This is a genomic window from Natronococcus jeotgali DSM 18795 (assembly GCF_000337695.1).
Taxonomy (GTDB): Archaea; Halobacteriota; Halobacteria; order Halobacteriales; family Natrialbaceae; genus Natronococcus; species Natronococcus jeotgali.
Genome location: NZ_AOIA01000128.1, coordinates 19,900 through 39,235 on the forward strand (window position 1 = coordinate 19,900; position 19,336 = coordinate 39,235).

General features: G+C 67.6%; 14 protein-coding genes and 2 pseudogenes. 11 read left to right on the forward strand and 5 right to left on the reverse strand.

What is annotated here, in order from left to right; genetic code table 11:
• Window positions 1-83: 83 nt before the first annotated feature.
• Window positions 84-365, reverse strand: a pseudogene (locus C492_RS26085) (DUF7282 domain-containing protein); the annotation flags it as partial.
• Window positions 366-698: 333 nt separating this feature from the next.
• Here C492_RS26085 and C492_RS14790 point away from each other — a divergent pair.
• Window positions 699-935, forward strand: coding sequence for a helix-turn-helix domain-containing protein (locus tag C492_RS14790; protein WP_008424993.1), 237 nt, complete (start codon window positions 699-701; stop codon window positions 933-935).
• Between the two features lie 54 nt (window positions 936-989).
• Entirely contained in the window at window positions 990-1,790 is an 801-nt protein-coding gene (locus tag C492_RS14795) for a beta-ketoacyl-ACP reductase (RefSeq protein WP_008424995.1), read from the forward strand.
• Window positions 1,791-1,822: 32 nt separating this feature from the next.
• On the opposite strand, the gene C492_RS14800 is transcribed toward C492_RS14795, so the two are convergent.
• Window positions 1,823-2,143, reverse strand: a complete 321-nt coding sequence (locus C492_RS14800) for a DUF7344 domain-containing protein (protein WP_008424997.1) — start codon at window positions 2,141-2,143, stop codon at window positions 1,823-1,825.
• 527 nt (window positions 2,144-2,670) lie between these two features.
• On the opposite strand from C492_RS14800, the gene C492_RS14805 reads away from it, so the two are divergent.
• Complete coding sequence (locus tag C492_RS14805) at window positions 2,671-3,324, forward strand: bifunctional 4-hydroxy-2-oxoglutarate aldolase/2-dehydro-3-deoxy-phosphogluconate aldolase (RefSeq protein WP_008425000.1); 654 nt, start codon at window positions 2,671-2,673, stop codon at window positions 3,322-3,324.
• A 364-nt stretch (window positions 3,325-3,688) separates the two neighbouring features.
• On the opposite strand, the gene dgoD is transcribed toward C492_RS14805, so the two are convergent.
• Window positions 3,689-4,843 carry a galactonate dehydratase gene (dgoD, locus tag C492_RS14810; protein ID WP_008425002.1) on the reverse strand — a complete coding sequence of 385 codons (1,155 nt, stop codon included), beginning with the start codon at window positions 4,841-4,843 and terminating at the stop codon, window positions 3,689-3,691.
• Window positions 4,844-5,167: 324 nt separating this feature from the next.
• Between dgoD and C492_RS14815 the strand changes: the two genes are divergently transcribed.
• The 6 genes from C492_RS14815 to C492_RS14840 all read left to right on the forward strand — a co-directional run bounded on the left by C492_RS14815 (window position 5,168) and on the right by C492_RS14840 (window position 15,794).
• Entirely contained in the window at window positions 5,168-5,932 is a 765-nt protein-coding gene (locus tag C492_RS14815) for an IclR family transcriptional regulator (RefSeq protein WP_008425004.1), read from the forward strand.
• 262 nt (window positions 5,933-6,194) lie between these two features.
• Complete coding sequence (locus C492_RS14820) at window positions 6,195-10,964, forward strand: beta-galactosidase small subunit-related protein (RefSeq protein WP_008425006.1); 4,770 nt, start codon at window positions 6,195-6,197, stop codon at window positions 10,962-10,964.
• 456 nt (window positions 10,965-11,420) lie between these two features.
• Window positions 11,421-12,695: an ABC transporter substrate-binding protein gene (locus C492_RS14825; RefSeq protein WP_049893101.1), complete on the forward strand. Its 1,275-nt coding sequence runs from the start codon at window positions 11,421-11,423 to the stop codon at window positions 12,693-12,695.
• 12 nt (window positions 12,696-12,707) lie between these two features.
• Window positions 12,708-13,679, forward strand: coding sequence for a carbohydrate ABC transporter permease (locus C492_RS14830; protein WP_049893102.1), 972 nt, complete (start codon window positions 12,708-12,710; stop codon window positions 13,677-13,679).
• Window positions 13,676-14,587 (forward strand): carbohydrate ABC transporter permease, encoded by a 912-nt coding sequence (locus C492_RS14835; protein WP_008425011.1) that lies wholly within the window; start codon window positions 13,676-13,678, stop codon window positions 14,585-14,587. Before C492_RS14830 ends, C492_RS14835 begins: the two co-directional genes overlap by 4 nt.
• Before the next feature lie 40 nt (window positions 14,588-14,627).
• A complete protein-coding gene (locus C492_RS14840; RefSeq protein WP_008425013.1) occupies window positions 14,628-15,794 on the forward strand; it encodes an ABC transporter ATP-binding protein in 1,167 nt (388 codons plus the stop codon).
• Between the two features lie 56 nt (window positions 15,795-15,850).
• On the opposite strand, the gene C492_RS14845 is transcribed toward C492_RS14840, so the two are convergent.
• Window positions 15,851-16,561, reverse strand: coding sequence for a DUF4013 domain-containing protein (locus C492_RS14845; protein WP_008425015.1), 711 nt, complete (start codon window positions 16,559-16,561; stop codon window positions 15,851-15,853).
• A 1,233-nt stretch (window positions 16,562-17,794) separates the two neighbouring features.
• On the opposite strand from C492_RS14845, the gene C492_RS25005 reads away from it, so the two are divergent.
• Complete coding sequence (locus C492_RS25005; protein WP_008425019.1) at window positions 17,795-18,040, forward strand: hypothetical protein; 246 nt, start codon at window positions 17,795-17,797, stop codon at window positions 18,038-18,040.
• A gap of 41 nt (window positions 18,041-18,081) precedes the next feature.
• On the opposite strand, the pseudogene C492_RS25955 reads toward C492_RS25005, so the two are convergent.
• Window positions 18,082-18,240 (reverse strand): annotated as a pseudogene (locus tag C492_RS25955) (glycosyltransferase family A protein); the annotation flags it as partial.
• A gap of 363 nt (window positions 18,241-18,603) precedes the next feature.
• Between C492_RS25955 and C492_RS14860 the strand changes: the two are divergent.
• Complete coding sequence (locus C492_RS14860) at window positions 18,604-19,278, forward strand: hypothetical protein (RefSeq protein ID WP_008425021.1); 675 nt, start codon at window positions 18,604-18,606, stop codon at window positions 19,276-19,278.
• Window positions 19,279-19,336 lie beyond the last annotated feature (58 nt).

Below are 19,336 nucleotides of genomic sequence, written 5' to 3' on the forward strand. Positions count from 1 at the left end.
TCGAACTCCCGCCGCCCGACCGTGGCGTTGTCGAGGACGACGACGCCGTCGACCGTCGCTCGCTCGCCCGGCTCGCCGCCCTCGTCGCGGTGGAGGACGACGGTCACGGTCTGGGTGTCGGTCAGCGGGCGCTCGAGCGCGAGCGTCCCCTCGAACGTCTCGCCCGCGGCGAGGGGGTCGCTCGCGCCGATGCGGTCCATCCCGGCGTCGTACGCGACGACGACGAACCCGTCGTCGGCGTACGTCGCTTCGTCGATCTCGAGGCGGCGTGCCGCCCCCGTCGTCTCCTGTCGGGGAACGCGGACGGCCGCCCGCCCGTCGAACCCGTCGGCGGCGCGCGCCCGCGCCCGTGGTTCGGTCGGCATGGGAAAGCGTGGTCGAGAATCCCGGATAGGCGTTCCCCCGAGGCGCGCGCTTTGATTAACGCCATAGCATATAAATACGATAGTAATACGAGCTAATTCGAGCCGTACGAATCCCTGAACGGACTGCGGGGCGCGGACTGCCCGTTCCCGGGGCGCTCGGCCGACCGCCGCGGAATCGCGCTCCTCGGTGCGGACCGCGATCCGGGTCGACCCGCCGTCGGCGACCGCGCCTCGAGCGGGAACAGACGTCGACTCGCGACAACCGCTCGCACGTGACGTGCGGACACCTCTCAGCTAGCTTTATTAATCGGCCTGTGGCCGTCATCGATGGTGATGATGTCCACGAGTTCCCAGGAGATGGTAGCACCGAACCGAGAGGAGGCGCTACCCGACCTCGACTCGCCCCGAACGAAGCTCGTCTACCTCGCCCTGTCGATGCGAGGGACGGCGACCGCGACCGATCTCCAGCGGCTGCTGGGGCTGTCGAAGCTGACGCTGCTACCGATTCTCAGGTCGCTCGTCCGACGGGACCTCGTCGCTCGAACGGAGGGTGGATATGCGGTCCAGTAACGCCCCGTTCGCCGGCGCCCCGCGGTTCGACCGAACGCGACCGGAGGGGGAACGGTGACGCCGGAGCTCGCCGAACCGCCGACGGGGCTAGAACGGCCGCCTCGCCAGCCCCTCGCCGGACGGACGTGTCTGATCACCGGGGCCTCGCGGGGGATCGGCCGCGGGATCGCCCGCGAACTCGGTCGGTACGGCGCGACCGTCGTCGTCAACTACCGGTCCTCCGAGGAGCGGGCCCACGAGGTCGCCGACGCGATCACCGAGGCCGACACCGCGGGGACGGGCCACCCGGTCCGGGCCGACGTCACGGATCGAGCCGAGATCGAGGCGATGCGCGAGGCCGTCGCGGACTCGCTCGGTTCGATCGACGTCCTCGTCAACAACGCCGGGATCACGGCCGATCGCACGTTCGCGAACATGACTCCGGAGGGCTGGCACCGCGTCGTCGACGTCTCCCTGCACGGGACGTTCAACTGCACCAAGGCGTTTTACGACGACCTCGAGGCGGCCGACCACGGCCGCATCATCACGCTCTCGAGCGTGATCGGGAAGCAGGGCAACGTCGGGCAGGCCAACTACGCGGCGGCCAAAAGCGGGCTGTTCGGCTTCACGCGCTCGCTCGCGCTCGAGCTGGCGGGCACGGGGACGACGGCTAACTGCATCGCCCCCGGGTTCACCCGCACCGAGATGGTCGAGGCGATCCCGGACGAGGTCCAAGACCAGTTGCGCGGGGAGATCCCGCTCGAGCGGTTCGCCGACGTCGAGGAGATCGCGGGTCTCGTCCGCTATCTCGCCAGCGAGGAATCGGGCTACGTGACGGGCGAGGTGATCGACGTCAACGGCGGCATCGATCTCTGACCGCGGGGACGACCCGTCGGCCGTCCCGGCGACTACTCGTCGAGCGGGATCTGGCGCTTTCGAATCGGATCGGTCAGGTACGGCTCGAGGTCGCCGAGCTCGACGAGCACCACCTCGCCGCTCTCGCGGTCGTACTCGATCACGCCGTGCTCGGCCAGACGCGGGAGGTGGTTGTGGACCAGGTGTACCTCCGCGCGCTCCCGGTCCAGTTCGTCGGCGCGGTTTTTCCGACGTGCGGCGAGCTGATCGGCCAGGACGCCCACCGTGGAACGACCGTCGGTCTCGAGCAGTTCTTCGAGGACGTGCTGGCGGTCGGAGTCGGACAGGATGGCGAACGCCTCGTGGGTGTCCATGCGTCGACCTCGGAACACGAGAGGAATAAGACCCGCCCCAAAACACATGGGCGCCGTCTTGCAAATTGTCCAGTTCGCGGTGAGGTAGCCGACGCCCCAAAACGGGCGCTCCGCGTTCGATCTTGCAGTCGAGGAACGATATATCGGGTATCATAGGATAAGCGATAGATTGGTCTTGTAGTTATTATACAATATCCTTGACCCACCGTGGGTCGCCAACTCGAGAGCGATAACGGACGATATCGCGTACTTCAGAGCTTTTCGATCGATACTAGAAATAAACCAGCACCGAGACACAGACTCTCGGCCAGTAGACGGTATCTCGACTAAATCGTCGCAAACATCGCCTTTCGACCCCCTACTGTGTATTTCACCGAAATCTTGCGCCACCGTATATAGAAACTGGTATCTTAGTGTTTCCAAAACACTATATTGTATATGTAATCTAACCATATAGTTACAATACCACGAAACTGAGTCGTCGGACGGGCCCCTAGATTGAAGCACCCGATGCGCCAATCGGGGGTATGGCAAACGCGAGCGGAGTGAGAGAGCGCATCGTCGACGGCGGAGTCATCGCTATCCTCCGGGGGATCGACGAGGAACGGATCGCGTCCGTCGCGAGGGCGATACACGAGGCGGGCGTCACCGCGCTCGAGGTGACCGCCGACGGCGAACGCACGGGGGCGAAGATCGCCGCGGTGGATCGGGAACTGGCGGGTACCGACGCCGTCGTCGGCGCGGGGACGGTGCTGGACCCGGCGGCGGCGCAGTCGGTGGTCGACGCGGGCGCGGAGTTCGTCCTCGCGCCGGACTGCAATCCGGCGGTGATCCGAGCCTGCAATCGGCGGGGCGTCGTCTCGATCCCGGGTGTGATGACGCCGAGCGAGGCCGTCGCCGCCGTGGAGGCCGGCGCGGACATGCTGAAGCTGTTTCCCGCGACGACGGTCGGCCCCGGCCACGTCGGCGCGCTGCGAGGACCGCTCGGCGACGTCGACGTCGTTCCGACCGGGGGCGTCTCGCCCGAGAACGTCGGCGACTTCTTCGCCGCCGGGGCCGTCGCGGTCGGGGCCGGCAGCGCGATCGTCGACGGCGACGCCGTCGCGGCCGGGGACGCGGAGCAAATCCGCGAGACCGCGGCGGCGTTCGTCGACGCCGTCGAATCGGCCCGGACGGTATGACGCTCGAGGGGGCCCTCCAAGTCGGACGGCGACCGATCGACGGCTCGATTTTCCTGTGACGAAAAGAAGTACGCGAGACGACGAGCGGATCACTCCGAGGCCGTGATCGGTGCGACTCGCGGCGACGGAAGCGGGTGAGCGCCTATATATTTACAATAGTATGTTCGTAATATATCTGGATCCGCGGCCGATAGCGGCGCCGGCCGACGGCGGATTTCCTCATTCGAAAAGCAGTTGCGGCTCGCTCGCGGCACCGGTCGCGCTCGCCCGAGACCGCCGTCGGCCGAACGGAGCGGTCCGTCGGCGGGCCCTCACTCGAGGGAAACCCGAGCGACGGCGGTTCGGCTGTGGCCCCGGTCGGCGCTTACCACTCCGTGACGCTCCCGTCGTCGTTCCGCCAGACCGGGTTGTGCCAGTTGACGGTCTTCTCGGCCTGCCGTTCGACGTACTCCTGGTCGATGTCGATCCCGAGTCCGGGATCCGTGGGGATCTCGATGTAGCCGTCGTCGTACCGGAAGACGTTCCGGTTCTCGAGGTAGTCGAGAACGTCGCTCGTTTCGTTGTAGTGGATGTTCAGACTCTGTTCCTGGATCAGCGCGTTCGGCGAGATCGCGTCGACGTGGACGCAGGACGCGAGGGCGATCGGGCCGAGCGGACAGTGGGGCGCGAGCGCGACGTCGTACGCCTCCGCCATCGCCGCGATCTTTTTGACCTCCGTGATGCCGCCCGCGTGGGACAGGTCCGGCTGGATCACGTCGACCGCCCCGCTCTCGAAGATCTCCTTGAAGTCCCACCGGGAGTACAGCCGCTCGCCCGTCGCGATCGGGATCGTCGTGTGCCGGGCGATGTCGCCGAGCGCGTCGTTGTGCTCCGAGAGGACCGGTTCCTCGATAAACATCGGCTCGTACGGCTCGAGCGCCTCGGCGAGTCGCTTGGCCATCGGTTTCGAGACGCGGCCGTGGAAGTCGACGCCGATGTCGATCTCGGGGCCGACGCGCTCGCGGACCTCGCGGAGTCGGTCGACCGCGTTGTCGACCGCGGCGGGGTTGTCCACCCGGCGGAGCTCCGAGGTGGCGTTCATCTTCAGTCCGGTGAAGCCGTTCTCGACCTTCTCGGCGGCGGCCTCGCCGACCTCCGAGGGCCTGTCGCCCCCGATCCACTGGTAGACGCGAACGCGGTCGCGAGCGCGCCCCCCCAGGAGTTCGTGGATCGGCGCGTCGAATCGCTTGCCCTTGATGTCCCACAGCGCCTGATCGATGCCGGCGATAGCCGACATGAGGACCGGGCCGCCGCGGTAGAACCCGCCGCGGTACATCGTCTGCCAGTGGTCCTCGATCCGGGCGGGGTCCTTCCGGAGCAGGTAGTTGTCCATCAGCTCCTCGACGGCCGTCCGGACGGTTGCGGCCCGTCCCTCGACGACCGGTTCGCCCCAGCCGACCAGCCCGTCGCTGGTCTCGACTCGCAGGAACAGCCATCGGGGCGGGACTTCGTACAGGTCGTAATCGACGATTTCGGACATAGTGGGAGTCGTTGGGAAGGGGCCTCGAGACGGCTCCGCGCCCGCCGTTCGACCGACGGAGCGACGCGTTCCGACCGCGTCGCCGACTCGGTGCGCCGATCCGCCGACGGCCCCGTTCGTGCGTACCGATTCTCCCGGTCCGTTATAAATATACCCTCCCGCGGTACGGCCCGACAGAGGGGCGGACCGAACGGCGACGCTTGCGCGCCGCCGAACGGGCCGTCCCTCGAGCGCGATCCGCCGTGTCCGCCCGAGAGAGACGCCCCCGGCGTCGAGGGTTTTCGCCATAGGAAAATATATGCTGCTCGACGCTGACCGTCCCCCATGTCGGAGACATCGTATCCGGTTCGCTCCGTGGCGACGACGTTTCGGATCGTCGAGGCCCTCGACGAGGTCGGCGAGGCGGGGATCACGGAGCTCTCCGAGCGCACCGGGGTTTCGAACGGGTCCGTCCACAAACACCTGAACACGCTGCGATCGCTGGGCTACGTACGCAAGGAGGGCACGCGCTACTCGCTCAGCCTCCGGTTTCTGGGCCTCGGAAACCGGGTCCGGGAACGCCGCGAGGTCGTCCGCGCGGCGAGACCCGCGGTCGAGAGCCTCGCCAGCACCGCCGGCGCGGTGACGAACCTCCAAGTTGCCGAGCACGGCTACGGCGTCTATGCGTACAGAGCGACTCGCGGCGAAACGGACGGGAACGCCCCCCTCCCGGTCGTCGGCGAGCGAGTTCCCCTCCACACGACCGCGGGCGGCAAGGCGATCCTCTCGCGGATGGACCGGGCGGAGGTCGAGGAGATCGTCGACACTGTCGGTCTGCCGACGCGAACCGACAAGACGATCGACTCGAGGGACGAACTCGAGCGGGAGCTTCGCTCGATACGGGACCGCGGGCTCGCGTTCGAACGCGGGGAGCACCGCCCGTCCGTCCAGTGCGTCGCGGCGCCGATCGCGGCGTCCGACCGACCCGTCGGGGCGATTAGCGTCTCCGGGAGCGTCGATCGGATGAGCGGGAAGAAACTCGAGGAGGACCTCGCGGGACTGGTCGTCAGCGCGGCCAACGAGATCGAACTGAACCTCTTCAGGGAGTGACTCCCGGGAACGGGACGAGAGAGCCCTTCGACGCGCGACCGTCTCGAGAGAGCCGTCTGACCCCGATCCGGAACCCGGTTCGACCGACCGCGAACGCGCTCGCGCGCGCCATTCGCGTTTCTAACCGTCCTTTTTGCTAGAGATCCAATTACGACCACCAGTACAATTAAATAGTCACCTGTCGAGTATCGTGACGGATGGTAACAGCAATGACGATCGATACCGATCGACGCGCGACCGTCTCGAGCGGGGGATCGAACCGATGAGCGGAGCGGACGAGCCGGCCGAGACCGAACCGGTCGGGCGACGGCTCTCGACCTCGCGACGGCGGTTTCTGCAGGCGACGGGGATGGCGGCGCTGACGTCGGGCGCCGGCGTCGGCGCCGCGGCCGCGTCCGACGGCTCCTCCCCCTCGAGGATCTCCCCGGGCGCGATCGACGAGGCGACGCTCCGGTCGTACATCGACGATCCGGCGGTCTTCGAGGAGAACCACGAACCGCCCCACGTCACGACGACCGTCCCGTTCGAGTCGACCGAGCAGGCCGTCGCCGCCGACGTTCCCTACGAGCGCCTCGAGGACCGATTCGATCGCTCGCCGTACTTCCGGCTGCTCGACGGGGACTGGCGGTTCAAGCGCTACGAGAACTACGCGGCGGTTCCGGACTCTCACGACGACGTCGACTGGGACGAGATCGCCGTCCCGAGCAGCTGGCAGGCCCGTGGGTACGGCCAGCGGATCTACGCCAACACCGACCTGACCTGGAACCACTACGACCCGCCGTCCGACGAGAACCCCGTCGAGGAGGTCCCGCTGGAGAACAATCCCGTCGGCGTCTACCGTCGCTCCTTCGAGGTCCCCGCCGACTGGGACGGCCGCCGAACCCACCTGCACTTCGGCGGGGTGAGGCAGGCGTACTTCGTCTGGGTCGACGGCGAGTACGTCGGCTACCACCAGGGGTCGATGACGCCCGGCGAGTTCGACGTCACCGACCGCGTCGAAGCCGGTGGAACGCACGAGGTCACCGTCCAGGTGTACCGCTTCTCCGACGGCGAGGCCGTCGAGGCCCAGGACATGTTCCGCTACTCGGGGATCTTCCGGAGCGTCTACCTGTACGCGACGCCGCGGGTCCGGGTGCGCGATTTCTTCGTCCGGACCGACCTCGACGACGACTACGAGGACGCGACGCTGCGGGTCGACGCCGAGCTCGCGAACGACGGCGGGGAGCCTGGCGAGTACGAGCTTCGGGGCTGTCTCTACGCTCTCGATTCGGACGGACCGCGGCGCGGCCCGCCCGAGGAGACGCCCGGCCGCGGCCCGCCCGAGGACGCGCCGGGACGCGGTCCCCGCCCCGGCGACGCGGGAGACGGCCCGTCGGAGGGCCCCGGCCGCGGCCCGCCGGGGGAGGGGTCGGCGGGTCGGGAGGTCGCGACGCTGTCGGGGTCGGCCGCCGTCGGCGCCGAGGGGGCCCACGTCTCGCTCGAGACCGCGGTGCGCGACCCCGAGAAGTGGTCCGCCGAGGACCCGACGCTGTACACGCTGGTCCTGGAGCTGGTTCCGCTCGAGGGGGACGCACCCGGCGAGGTCTTGCTCGAGAAGGTCGGCTTCCGGGCCTACGAGGCCGAACGGGGAGCGCTGAGTTCGGCGTGGCGCGTCAACGGCGAGCCGATGAACGTTCGGGGGGTGAACCGCCACGAGACCGACCCCGACTACGGACGGCACGTCCCGATCGAGACCCTGCGGACCGACTTCGAGGTCATGAAGCGGTTCAACGTCAACTCCGTGCGGACCTCCCACTACCCCAACGACCCGTCGTTCTACCGGCTGGCCGACGAGTACGGGATCTACGTCCAGGACGAGATCAACGTCGAGACCCACTGGTGGGAGCAGATGGCCGCCAACGTCGACGCCTTCGACGAACAGATCCTCGCCCGGTGGCGGCGGATGGTTCAGCGCGACAAGAACCACGCCTCCGTGTTCGTCTACTCGACGGGCAACGAGGCCGGGACGGGACCGCCGCACCTCGCGATGGCCGCCGACAACCTCGGCGAGGAGAACGCCGACCGGATCCCGGCGACCTTCGAGGCACGCCACCTCTCGGGGGCCGACGATGCCGACCGCGTCGGCGAGGCCCTCGACCTCGAGCCTCGCGGCGTCGACACGACCCGCCAGCTCTACCACCAGCCCAACGGCGGCGGCTGGACGATCGACTACAGCGACATGCTCGGGCCGCGCTACCCGATGCCCGACGGGATGGTCGGCGAGGGCGACGGCTCCGGGCTCGGCGACGGCGAACGGCCCGTGATGATGGGCGAGTACAACCACGCGATGGGTAACAGCCTCGGGCTGATCCACGAGATGTGGTCCGAGTACGTCCAGCCCCCGGTCCGCCGGGCGCGCGACGGCGCGGGCGAGAACGACGGCGTCCTCGTCGGCAGTCCCGAGGTCGCAGGGGACGGTCGAGTCGCCCTCGAGGGCGGCGAGTACGTCGAGGTCCGCGGCGCCGCGGACGTCGCGTCCCTCGAGACGGGCGGGACCGTCGAGGTCGTCGTGCGCGACGTCGACGGCGCGACCCCGCTGGTCGTCGCCGACGGCTACGAACTGAGCGCCGCCGACGGCGAGTTCGAGTTCGCGGTCGGCGACGCGTCGGTCGCGGCGTCGATCCCCGACGGGGACGGCCGACACACTGTCGCGGGCGTCCGCGCGGACGGCGAACTCCGGCTGTACGTCGACGGCGAACTGGCGGGCGTCGAGGGCGACTCCGCCGACGGCCTCGAGTTCGGCGGCGACCTCCTGATCGGGGGCGACCCCGACGCCGACGGGGACGTCACGCTCGAGTCGGTAACCCTCTCCGGCGCCGCGCCCGACGGGGAGGGGTACTCCTCACCCGGGGAGCCGGCGCTGTCGTACGACTTCGCCGATCTCGCGCGCGACAAGAGCCTGCAGGGCGGCTGGATCTGGGACTGGGTCAACCAGGACCTGAACGACGAGACCGACGACGGCGAGCCGTTCCAGTTCTACCACCTCGAGGGACCTGACGGGGCGTTCTGTCTCAACGGCACCCTCTGGTCGGATCGCACCCCCCAGCCCGAGATGTGGGAGCTCAAGAAGAGCCACCAGCCCGTCGGTATCGCGGCGCGCGCCCTCGAGGACGGCGAGCTCTACGTGACGAACCACTTCGGGTTCACCGACCTCTCCGCGCTGGAGACGAGGTGGGAGCTCGCCGCCGACGACGAAACGATCGACTCCGGCGAGCTGGACCTCGAGATCGCTCCGGGCGAGACCCGACCGGTCACCGTCCCCTTCGAGGCGCCCGACCTCGTGCCGGGCGCGGAGTACTGGCTCGACGTCTCCGTCCGCCTCGCGGAGCCGACCGACTACGCCGACGCCGGCCACGAGGTCGCCTTCGAGCAGTTCGCGGTCCCGTTCGACGTCCCCGAGCCCGAGACCGAGCGCGCGGCGGCGATGCCCGGGCTCTCCGTTTCGGAGTCCGACGGGACGATCGCGATCGAGGGAGACGGCTTCGAGTACGCCTTCGACTCCGAGCTCGGCACCCTCGCCTCGATGGAGTACGACGGCACCGAGCTGCTCGAGCGGGGCCCGCTGCTGAACGCCTGGCGGGCGCCGATCATGAACGAGGCCCAGGACTGGGGCGGCGCGCAGGCGCCCGACTGGTACGAGGCCGGGCTCGACGACCTGCGCCACGTCGTCGAGTCGGTCGAGGTCGACCGACTCGAGGACTCGGTCGCCCGCGTCGCCGTCGAGGGGTTCGCGGAGGGAGCCGCCGTGGACGGCGGACTGGTCACGCCCGACGCGTCCCCGACGGGGGCCGACGGCGCGCTCCGGGGCGATCCGGAGATCGTCGACGGCGCCGCCGGCGCCGCGGTCGCGCTGGACGGCGAGGACGACTACCTCGAGGTCGGCACCCCCGACGCCCTCGATTTCACCGAAACCGGCTTCACCGTCGAGGTGACCTTCGAGGGGATCGACGACGCCGACCACGGCCCGCTGCTCGCCAAGGGTGACTACCAGTACGCGCTGAAGACGGCCGGCGGCGACGCGTTCGAGTTCTTCGTCTACGACGGCGACTGGGTCACGCTGCAGGCGCCGATCCCCGAGACGGCACGCGAGGGGTGGCACACGCTCGCGGGCGTCTGCGACGACGACGAGCTCCGACTGTACCTCGACGGCGAGCGGCTGGCCGTCGAGGACCACGCTGTCGAGAGCGTCGACTCGAGCGGTGCACCGGTTCGGATCGGGCAAAACGCCGACCAGGACCGCTACGTCGAGACGACGGTCGACGCCGCGGCCGTCTACGACGCCGCGCTCGACGACGAGACCCTCGCGGACGGGTTCGACGAACCGCCGGAGAGCGCGGTGCTGTGGTACGACCTCGACGAGTTCGAGGAGGCAGACGACGAGGGGAACGGCCCCGGCTTCGCGACGCGGTACGCGTACCGGGTCTTCGGGACCGGCGAGGTCGTCCTCGACGTCGAGTCGGACCCCAACGATCGACTCCGGAGCGCGATCGGCGACTGGCTGCCGAAGGTCGGCGTCCGGCTCGAACTCCCCGACTCGTTCGGCGAGTTCGAGTGGTACGGCCGCGGCCCTCAGGAGACGATGCCCGACCGCAAGTGGGGCGTCCGCGTCGGCCGCTACTCGGGGTCGGTAGACGAGCAGCACGTTCCCTACCTGCCGCCACAGGACAACGGGAACAAGGCCGAAACTCGCTGGGCCGCCGTCGCGAACGACGACGGGGTCGGCCTCGCGGCCGTCGCCCACCCCGAGATGCACGTCAATCTCGAGCAGTACGCGAACCTCGACGAGGCCGATCACGGGTACGAACTCGAAGAGCGCGAATCCGTCGGACTCGATCTCGACCACGCGGTCACGGGCGTCGGCGGGACGCCGACCACGCCGCTTCCGGAGTACCAGGTCCGGCCCGAGCCGATGGCGTTTACCGTCTCCCTTCGGCCCTTCGCCGACGAGGATCCGATGGCGCTGGCGAAGCGGCGGCTTCCCGACGCCGAGTAGTCGCGGGTCCGGCTCGACCGGTACGCGGTCGCCTCCGGGTACCGAATTTCGATATCGAGTGCAACCACCGATCGGTTTCGGGTCGACACCTCGAGCGATCGCCGTCGCTCGGTCGATCGACGGCTGTAGCGTCGCCCCGAGAACCCGGAATCGCCTCGACGGGGGCGATACCGACGCTCCTCCTTTCGGAGCCGATCGAGACCGCGATTCTGCCGTCGGAAAAACTCAGGTACGTTTAAATTGTTATATCGTTTCGAGTTGTTAGAAAATGTGCGGCGATGGCGAACGAAACGAACGGGAATCGACGCGCCCGTCGAACTGTACTCGAGGTCGTCGTTCGATCGTCGTCCCCGAGAGCGAGCGCACGACGCCGTACCCGTTCCTCCCGCACGGGGAGTGCCAGCCATCACCACAAACATTAAGTGAGATTAATTCTTCGAGGTAATCGAGTGGACTATGTCCAATAATAACTCGCGTTCGAGGCGACGGGTGCTGCAGGGGGTAGGGGCAGCGAGTGCGGCGGGAATGGCGTCGCTCGCGGGCTGTCTCACCGGAGAAGAGGAAAGCGAGAACACGCTGGAGGTCCTCCACGGGTGGACCGGCGGCGACGGAGCGGAAGCCGCGGACGCGCTTTTCAGCGCGTTCGAGGAGGAACACTCGGACGTCGACCTCAATAACAAGCCGATCGGCGGCGGCGGAAACGAGAACCTCGACCAGACGGTTTCGACCCGGCTCAACAGCGGGGATCCGCCGAGCGCGTTCGCCGGGTGGCCCGGCTCGAACCTGGAACAGTACGACGGCGTCCTCGGGGACATCCAGTCGGACGTCTGGGAGGAAGCCGGCCTCGAGGACGCACACGTCGAGGAGGCGGTCGAGGCCTGCCAGTTCGACGACGGATATTCGGCCGTGCCGATCGGCTCCCACCGGATGAACGACCTCTTCTACAACGTCGGCGTCCTCGAGGACGCCGGGGTCGACCCCGAGTCGCTCGACGACGTCGACGCGCTGATCGACGCCCTCGGGACGATCGAGTCCGAAACGGACGCGACGCCGCTGGCGATGTCCCTCGAGGCGTGGGCGATCCTGCAAACCTGGACGGTCGTCATGCTCAGTACGCAGGGGTACGACGCCTACATGAGCTTCATCGAGGGCGACGGCGACGAATCCGCCGTCCGCGACACGTTCGAAACGCTCGAGGAACTCCTCTCGAACTACATCAACGACGACGCCGCCTCGGTCGGCTTCACCGAGGTCAACCAGGACATCATGAGCGGCGACGCCGCGTTCATCCACGAGGGGAACTGGGTCGCCGGCGCGTACATCAACGAGGATCTCGAGTACGGCGAGGAGTGGGACGCCATCCGATACCCGGGCACCGAGGACATGTACGGCCTCCACATCGACTCCTTTATCTATCCGGGCGACAACCCGAGCCCCGAGGCGACGGCGACGTTCCTGCGGTTCGCCGGCGGGGAAACGGCCCAGGTCGCGTTCAACCAGTACAAGGGGTCGATCCCGACCAGATCTGACGTCTCGACCGAGGAGTTCAACGACTACCTCACGGAGACGATCGAAGACTTCGAGGCGGCCTCCGAGAAGCCGCCGACGCTCGCACACGGACTCGCCGTCGACCAGAGCACCCAGTCGTCGCTCGAGGACGTTCTCAACAACAACTTCGCGGACCCCTTCGACGTCGACGCGGCGACCGCCGGGTTCATGGACGCAATCTAACTGACAGTTCACATGAAACGTCTCGTAGCGTTTTTACGGACCGTGCGAACCGAGCGACGCGTCCGGACGGACGGCGGCACGGCCGACGAGCGCTCGACCGCCGGACGCTGGCGCGACAGCGACTTCCTCCAGTCGGCGCCGTTCTGGGGTCCGCCGTTGGTCCTGATGGGGCTGTTCGTCTACGGCGCGATCGGGTGGAACTTCCTCCTGTCGCTGACGGACCACTCCGGGTTCGGTCGTCCGGACTACACCGACCTCGGGCTGCAGAACTACTGGGCGATGATCCAGGATCCGTCGATCTGGGAGGCGACCCGGAACACGGTGGTCCTGCTCGTCGTCTTCACTCTCGCGTGTCTGGCCGTGGGGCTCGTGCTGGCGATCCTGCTCGATCGCGAGATCCGATTCGGTCGGACGTTTCGAACGGTGTATCTCCTCCCGTTCGCCCTGTCGTTCATCGTCACCGCCCAGTTCTGGCGGTGGATGTACAACGTCAACGACGGGATCATCAACCAGTTCTTCGGGCTGTTCGGCCTGGGTCCGTACAACTGGCTCGGCGACCCGCGACTCGTCCTCGGAGCGGTCATCTTCGCGCTGGTCTGGCAGTTCAGCGGGTACACGATGGTCATCTACCTCGCTGCGCTTCGGTCGATCCCGACCGCCCAGTACGAGGCCGCCAGAGTCGACGGCGCGGGAACGTTCCGGATGTACCGGCGCGTGATCGTCCCTCAGTTACGTCCCGCGATCGTCAGCGCGACGGTCGTGCTGGTGCTGTTCGCGTTGAAGGCGTTCGACTTCCTGTACGCGGTCTTCGACGGCTATCGGCCGCGCCAGGGGTCGGACATCCTCGCGACCAAGATGATGCGCGAGGGATTCAACAACTCCGAGTGGGCCTACAGTTCCGCGATCGGGCTGACCCTGTTCGTCCTCTCGCTGGCCGTGATCGCGCCGTACCTGTACACCCAGTACAAGCGAGGTAACCTATGACAGACGAGACAGTTTCGGCCGGACGAACCGTCGCGGACGAACGCCTGTCCGATCGGTTCGACCTCACCCGGGTCGGGCTGTACGCGGCGTTGGTCGGGTTGACGATCTTTTACCTGATACCGGTTCAGTCCGGGTTCGTCACCTCGATCAAGACCTCCGAGGCCCTGATCAACACGCAGCCGTTCGCTCCCCCGGGTCCCGACGGTGCGACGGTCGAGAAGTGGGCGTTCGCGTTCGACGCCCTCTCGCGGGGGCTGGTGAACAGCCTCGTCTTCACCGTCCCCGCGACGATCCTCTGTGCGGTGCTGGGGAGCATGGCCGCGTACGGACTGACGCTCGTCGACTGGCGCGGACAGGTCGCGGTTTTCGTCCTGTTCATCGCGGGGATCTTCATCCCCTACCAGTCGGTCGTCATCCCCCTCACCCAGTTCTGGTCGCAGTACGCGATGCTCGATCACCGGCTGGGACTCGTCCTGTCGTCCCACCAGGCGACGCTCCTCGAGTTGATCATCACCCACACCGCGTACGGGATCCCGATCTGTACGATGCTGTTCCGGTCCCAGTACAAGACGATGTCGTGGGAGATGATCGAGGCCGCGCGACTCGACGGCGCGTCCGTCTCGCGGATCTACAGGCGGATCGTGTTGCCCCTGTCGATTCCGATGTTCGCGGTCGTGTTCATCTTCCAGTTCACGCAGATCTGGAACGAGTTCCTGTTCTCGCTGACGCTCATCGGGAGCGTCAACGATCCCGCCGCCTCGACGACGCTGATCCTGTCGGGGCTCGGCGAGGCCCTCGAGGGCGTCGATTACCCGCTCCGGATGGCGGGCGCGCTGATCACGGCGTTGCCGACCCTGATCGTGTACCTCCTGTTCGCAGACAAGTTCGCGGAGGGGGTTCGCGTATGACCGCCCGACGACCGATTCGACCCGCAGCGAGGTTCTGACTATGGCACAAACGACACTCGACAACATCACGAAAGTCTTTACCGAAGACGACGGGAACGAGATCGTTGCCGTCGACGGGGTATCGATCGATATCGACGACGGCGAGTTCCTCGTCCTCGTCGGCCCGTCCGGCTGTGGCAAATCGACGACCCTGCGCATGATCGCCGGACTCGAGTCGATCAGCTCGGGCGATATCCGCCTCGGCGACCGGGTGATAAACGACGTCCCCGCGAAAAACCGGGACATCGCGATGGTGTTTCAGTCCTACGCGCTGTACCCGCACATGACCGTCCGGGAGAACATGTCGTTCGGGCTCGAGGAATCGACCGACATGGCCGACGACGAGATCGCACGACGCGTCGAGGAGACGGCGGAGATGATGGGGATCGCGGACCTGCTGGACCGAAAGCCGGGCGAGCTCTCCGGCGGCCAACAACAGCGCGTCGCGCTCGGTCGGGCCATCGTCCGCGACCCGTCGGTGTTCCTGATGGACGAGCCGCTCTCGAACCTCGACGCGAAGCTCCGGGCGGAGATGCGAACCGAACTCCAGCGCCTCCAGGAGGAACTCGACACGACGACGGTCTACGTGACCCACGACCAGACCGAGGCGATGACGATGGGCGACCGCGTCGCGATCCTCGACGACGGACGGCTCCAGCAGGTCGGGACGCCCCTCGAGTGCTACCACCGGCCGGCGAACCGGTTCGTCGCGGGGTTCGTCGGGGAGCCGTCGATGAACTTCGTCGAGACGACGCTCCGGGACGAACCCGGCGGGGCGGTCCTGGAGGCGGACTCGTTCGACTATCCGATCGCGGACGAGATCGCGGCCGAACTTCCCGAGTCGTCGAACCCGGTGCTCGGAATTCGCCCGGAGGATATCGAGATCTCCGAGGGGGCGCCCTCCGGCGAGCACGAGATCGCGGCGACGATCGACGTGATCGAACCGATGGGCGACGAGAACATCGTCTACCTGCAGTTCGGCGACGACTCGTCGGTACGCGGGAAGTCGATCATCGCGACGATCGACGGGATGCGCCGCTTCGAGAGCGGCCAGACGGTGACCGTTCACGTTCCCGAATCCGCGATCCACCTCTTCGACGGGGCGTCCGGCGAGGCGTTACACAACCGACGCCTCGACGCGGCCGACTCCCAGGTACCGCGCCTCTGAGCGCCGTCGGCACCCGTCGCCTCGCCGTTTTCTCGGTTTCCCCGTCGCGGGCCCGATCAGGCGTCGATGGGCGTCGTTGTACCCGCCGTCGTCGCGCGCCGGTATCCGGTGGCGACGACGCGACTCCCCGCGAGAACGAGGTACGCGCCGAACAGTGCCGCGAGCAGTCCGGCGACGTCCCCCGACCGGATCGCGATCGAAATCGGCACGAGTCCGACGCCGAGCAGCGCGAATCCGGTCGTCCACGCGGTGACGTAGGGGAGCCGAACGAGGGCGGGAACCACCCGCTCGCGGTCGAAGGCCGCACGCACCGACCCCGTCTTCGTCGCGGCGGCGGCCGCGGCCGGAAGCGCGTACGCGCACGCGAGGAAGAGAAACAGCGTCGCCGTCGAACTCACCAGAAACGCGGCCGGGATCTCGCCGCTTCCGCCGGCTCCCGCTTCGGCGAACGACGACGCCGTCGTGAGCAACAGCGCGACGGGTCCCGCGAGAAAGACCGCGGCGATCCCCAGCGATCTGATCCCCGACAGCGCCGACTGGCCGACCTCGAGTCGCGGCGGCGCTCGGTCCTCGTCGACGAGGACCCGGGACAGGTAGCCGACCAGGACGGCGAGTGCGAGCGCCGTCGCCGCGCCGGGAAGCACCGCGACGATCGACGGGACGAACTCGACGACGTACCGGCAGCCGACGGCGATGGCGACGACGAGTCCCGCGACGCCGACCGTCGGCGCTCCCCTGCTCGGGTACTCGAGCGCGTCAGCGAGCATCGCGTCGCCGGGACTCGAGCGCGGTTCCGTTCGGACGGGCGCGTCCTCCGCACGTCGCGGGCCTCCGGCTACGGCTCCTCCTCACGCGTTCCCACCGCGTTCCGTGCTCGTCGTATTCATATCGGTTCGGTACGAACCCTCGGAGTAAGTGCGCTGCGGTCGTCGGAAGCGTCGCCGTCCGGAGGCAGACGACCGAATGTTCCGCGTCCGGGCCGCGTCGATCCGTCCGCTGGCACCGTGACCGACGTCCGAAGGGCGCTCGAGGCGACGCCGCGCGAACCCGGTATCGATCGTCGTATCAGTTATAATAATCACACTAGTATCGGAGAAGTAGGCCGGTTCGCCGCAATCGACGGTCGATCGACGAACGGCGAACGGTCGGCCCGGTCGTCGGTCGATCGAACCGCGGTCCGCCGCCGCGAGCGGCGCTGACGACGCCGGCGCCGATACGCGACCGACCGATTCCCGCACGGCGCCCGCTTCGGCGTCGGCGGCGGCACCGACGGACCGCGGTTCGTCCGCGCATCCCTCGTGAGTGCCCCGCGGAACGGCGCTGCGGTTCCCGTCGGTCGGTCCGCGACTCGAGCCCGCGTCCGCTGCCGAGGGCGTCGACTTCGGATCGAAAGTCGCGAAGCTGAGTCCTTCGGACTAGTAGTATCCTAGAGGAGAACGGATACAACTCGTCTCAGGTACTCGTTACGGAACCGATCTAGCGACCGCGGAATCGCGACGTGGCTGTGTCCCGCCGGAACCGGCACTCGAGCGATGCGAGACCGTCGACCACTCCGTCGCCGAGGATCGGTTCGAGCAGTTCCGCGACGTTCGACGGCGCGGGAAGGCGGTGGACCACTTCGTCGCGAAAACCCGCTCGTCGGCGACGAGCGGGTAAATCTTCGCCGCGATAGAGAGTAATAATCTTATAGTGGTTCGGCTATGAAATCGGGTTCAGTAGATGGATACGCAAGATATCTCTCGCCGGGAGAAGCTTCGCGGGCTCTACAAGGTCGCGACGTTTCGCCCCGTCCTTACTGCCGCCATCGTCGCCGCCAGCGTCGTGACCGCGCTGCTCGAGGGGATCGGAATCAGCTTTATCATCCCGATCGTCGAGATCGTCCAGCAGCCCGGCGACCCGACGGCCGACGCCAGCGGCGAGGTGGCCTCTTCGTCGCGATCTACGACACGCTGGGGATCTCCTTCTCGCTCGGAACGGTCGTTCTCGGAGTCATCGCGATCATGGCTGTGCGGTTCGCGACGACGTTTCTCGTCGAGTGGCTCCGGATCGCTCTGCAGACCCGGTACGTTCGGCACCTCCAGACCGACGCGTTCGGAAGTGCCCTCCGCGCGGAGGTCTCGTACTTCGACGAGGAGGGGTCCGACGACATCCTGAACGCGATCGTCGGGAACCCCGAGAGCCGGTTGTACCGCCCGACGAGCCCCTCGTCGGGGGCCTCGAGGATCTCGACTCGACACCCCATGTAGTCACACCCCGTCGCGTCCATCGCGGCGACCGCCCGCTCGAGCCAGTCGGCCTCGACCGTCGAGTCGGCGTCGAGGAAGGCGAGGATCGCGGCGTCGTCGCCGGCGGCCCGGATGCCCGCGTTTCTCGCGGCGTAGGAGCCCTGGACCTCCGACTCGGTGACGAGGGTGAGCAGCTCCGGATTGGAGTCCCGGTACGAGCGCGCGACGAGGGGCGTCTCGTCGGTCGAGCCGTTGTCGGCGACGACGACCTCGTAGTCGTCGACGGTCTAGTCGACCAGCGACGAAAGCGTCCGGCGAAGACCCTCGGGATCGTCGTAGATGGGGACGATCACCGACACCCGCGGCTCGCTCATTCGGGACCACCCTCGAGGGCGGGAACGATCATACACGGATTCCCGACCATCCGTGCAATAAGGTTACGCTCAGCGCGCCCTGCGGGCGGGTGCGGGGCCGTCGGGCGGGCCGTCAGCGCAATCGTTTAGTTGCGGTGACGGGCTGTCGTCCGTATGGGAAGCGACGAGCACTCGAGTCAGGAGCGGGCGTCCGACGGGGGACGCTGAGGGATGGGAGCGTACTGCGAGACGCCCGTCGCGGTGTTTCTCTACAACCGGCCGGACACCACCGCGCGGATGATCGAGGCGGTCGCGGCGGTCGAGCCCGAGACGCTGTACGTCGTCGCCAACGGCCCGGTCGACGAGCGCGACGCCGAGCGCTGCGCGGCCGCCCGCGCCGCCGTCGAGGACCGGATCGACTGGGACTGCGACGTCCGTCGCACGTACCGCGAGCGAAACCACGGCGTCTCGAGCGTCCACGAGGGGATCGACTGGGTGTTCGAGCGCGAGCAGGAGGCGATCTTCGTCGAGGACGACTGCGTGCCCAACGAGTCGTTCTTCGAGTTCTGCGAGGCGATGCTCGAGCGCTACCGCGACGACGAGCGGATCATGTCGGTCAACGGGACGAACCGTCTCGAGACCTGGAAGACCGACCGCCGGGACTACCACTTCGTGACCTACCAGGGCGTCTGGGGGTGGGCGACCTGGCGCCGCGCCTGGGAGCACTACGATCCGGAGATGCGCGAGTGGGCCGACCCGGGGGTGCGCAACCGCGTCCGGGACGTCATCTGCGACGACGAACAGGTCGCCTACCAGTTCGAACGCTTCCGGAAGCGCTACGAGGGCGAGTCGGTCGCCTGGAGCAAGCCCTGGCGGTTCGCGATCACGATCAACAACGGACGGTGATCATGCGTTGCAGGTGGTTGTCCGAGTGGCGGCATAAACCCCCGCAGAACGGTCTCGC

What these genes read in the sequence shown, in the direction of transcription:
- C492_RS25005 (WP_008425019.1), top strand. Translation starts at nt 17,795, where the DNA reads ATGGCTGTGCGGTTCGCGACGACGTTTCTCGTCGAGTGGCTCCGGATC.
- C492_RS14860 (WP_008425021.1), top strand. Translation starts at nt 18,604, where the DNA reads ATGGGAGCGTACTGCGAGACGCCCGTCGCGGTGTTTCTCTACAACCGG.
- C492_RS14845 (WP_008425015.1), bottom strand. Translation starts at nt 16,561, where the DNA reads ATGCTCGCTGACGCGCTCGAGTACCCGAGCAGGGGAGCGCCGACGGTC.
- C492_RS14790 (WP_008424993.1), top strand. Translation starts at nt 699, where the DNA reads ATGATGTCCACGAGTTCCCAGGAGATGGTAGCACCGAACCGAGAGGAG.
- C492_RS14840 (WP_008425013.1), top strand. Translation starts at nt 14,628, where the DNA reads ATGGCACAAACGACACTCGACAACATCACGAAAGTCTTTACCGAAGAC.
- C492_RS14820 (WP_008425006.1), top strand. Translation starts at nt 6,195, where the DNA reads ATGAGCGGAGCGGACGAGCCGGCCGAGACCGAACCGGTCGGGCGACGG.
- C492_RS14830 (WP_049893102.1), top strand. Translation starts at nt 12,708, where the DNA reads ATGAAACGTCTCGTAGCGTTTTTACGGACCGTGCGAACCGAGCGACGC.
- dgoD (WP_008425002.1), bottom strand. Translation starts at nt 4,843, where the DNA reads ATGTCCGAAATCGTCGATTACGACCTGTACGAAGTCCCGCCCCGATGG.
- C492_RS14835 (WP_008425011.1), top strand. Translation starts at nt 13,676, where the DNA reads ATGACAGACGAGACAGTTTCGGCCGGACGAACCGTCGCGGACGAACGC.
- C492_RS14805 (WP_008425000.1), top strand. Translation starts at nt 2,671, where the DNA reads ATGGCAAACGCGAGCGGAGTGAGAGAGCGCATCGTCGACGGCGGAGTC.
- C492_RS14800 (WP_008424997.1), bottom strand. Translation starts at nt 2,143, where the DNA reads ATGGACACCCACGAGGCGTTCGCCATCCTGTCCGACTCCGACCGCCAG.
- C492_RS14825 (WP_049893101.1), top strand. Translation starts at nt 11,421, where the DNA reads ATGTCCAATAATAACTCGCGTTCGAGGCGACGGGTGCTGCAGGGGGTA.
- C492_RS14815 (WP_008425004.1), top strand. Translation starts at nt 5,168, where the DNA reads ATGTCGGAGACATCGTATCCGGTTCGCTCCGTGGCGACGACGTTTCGG.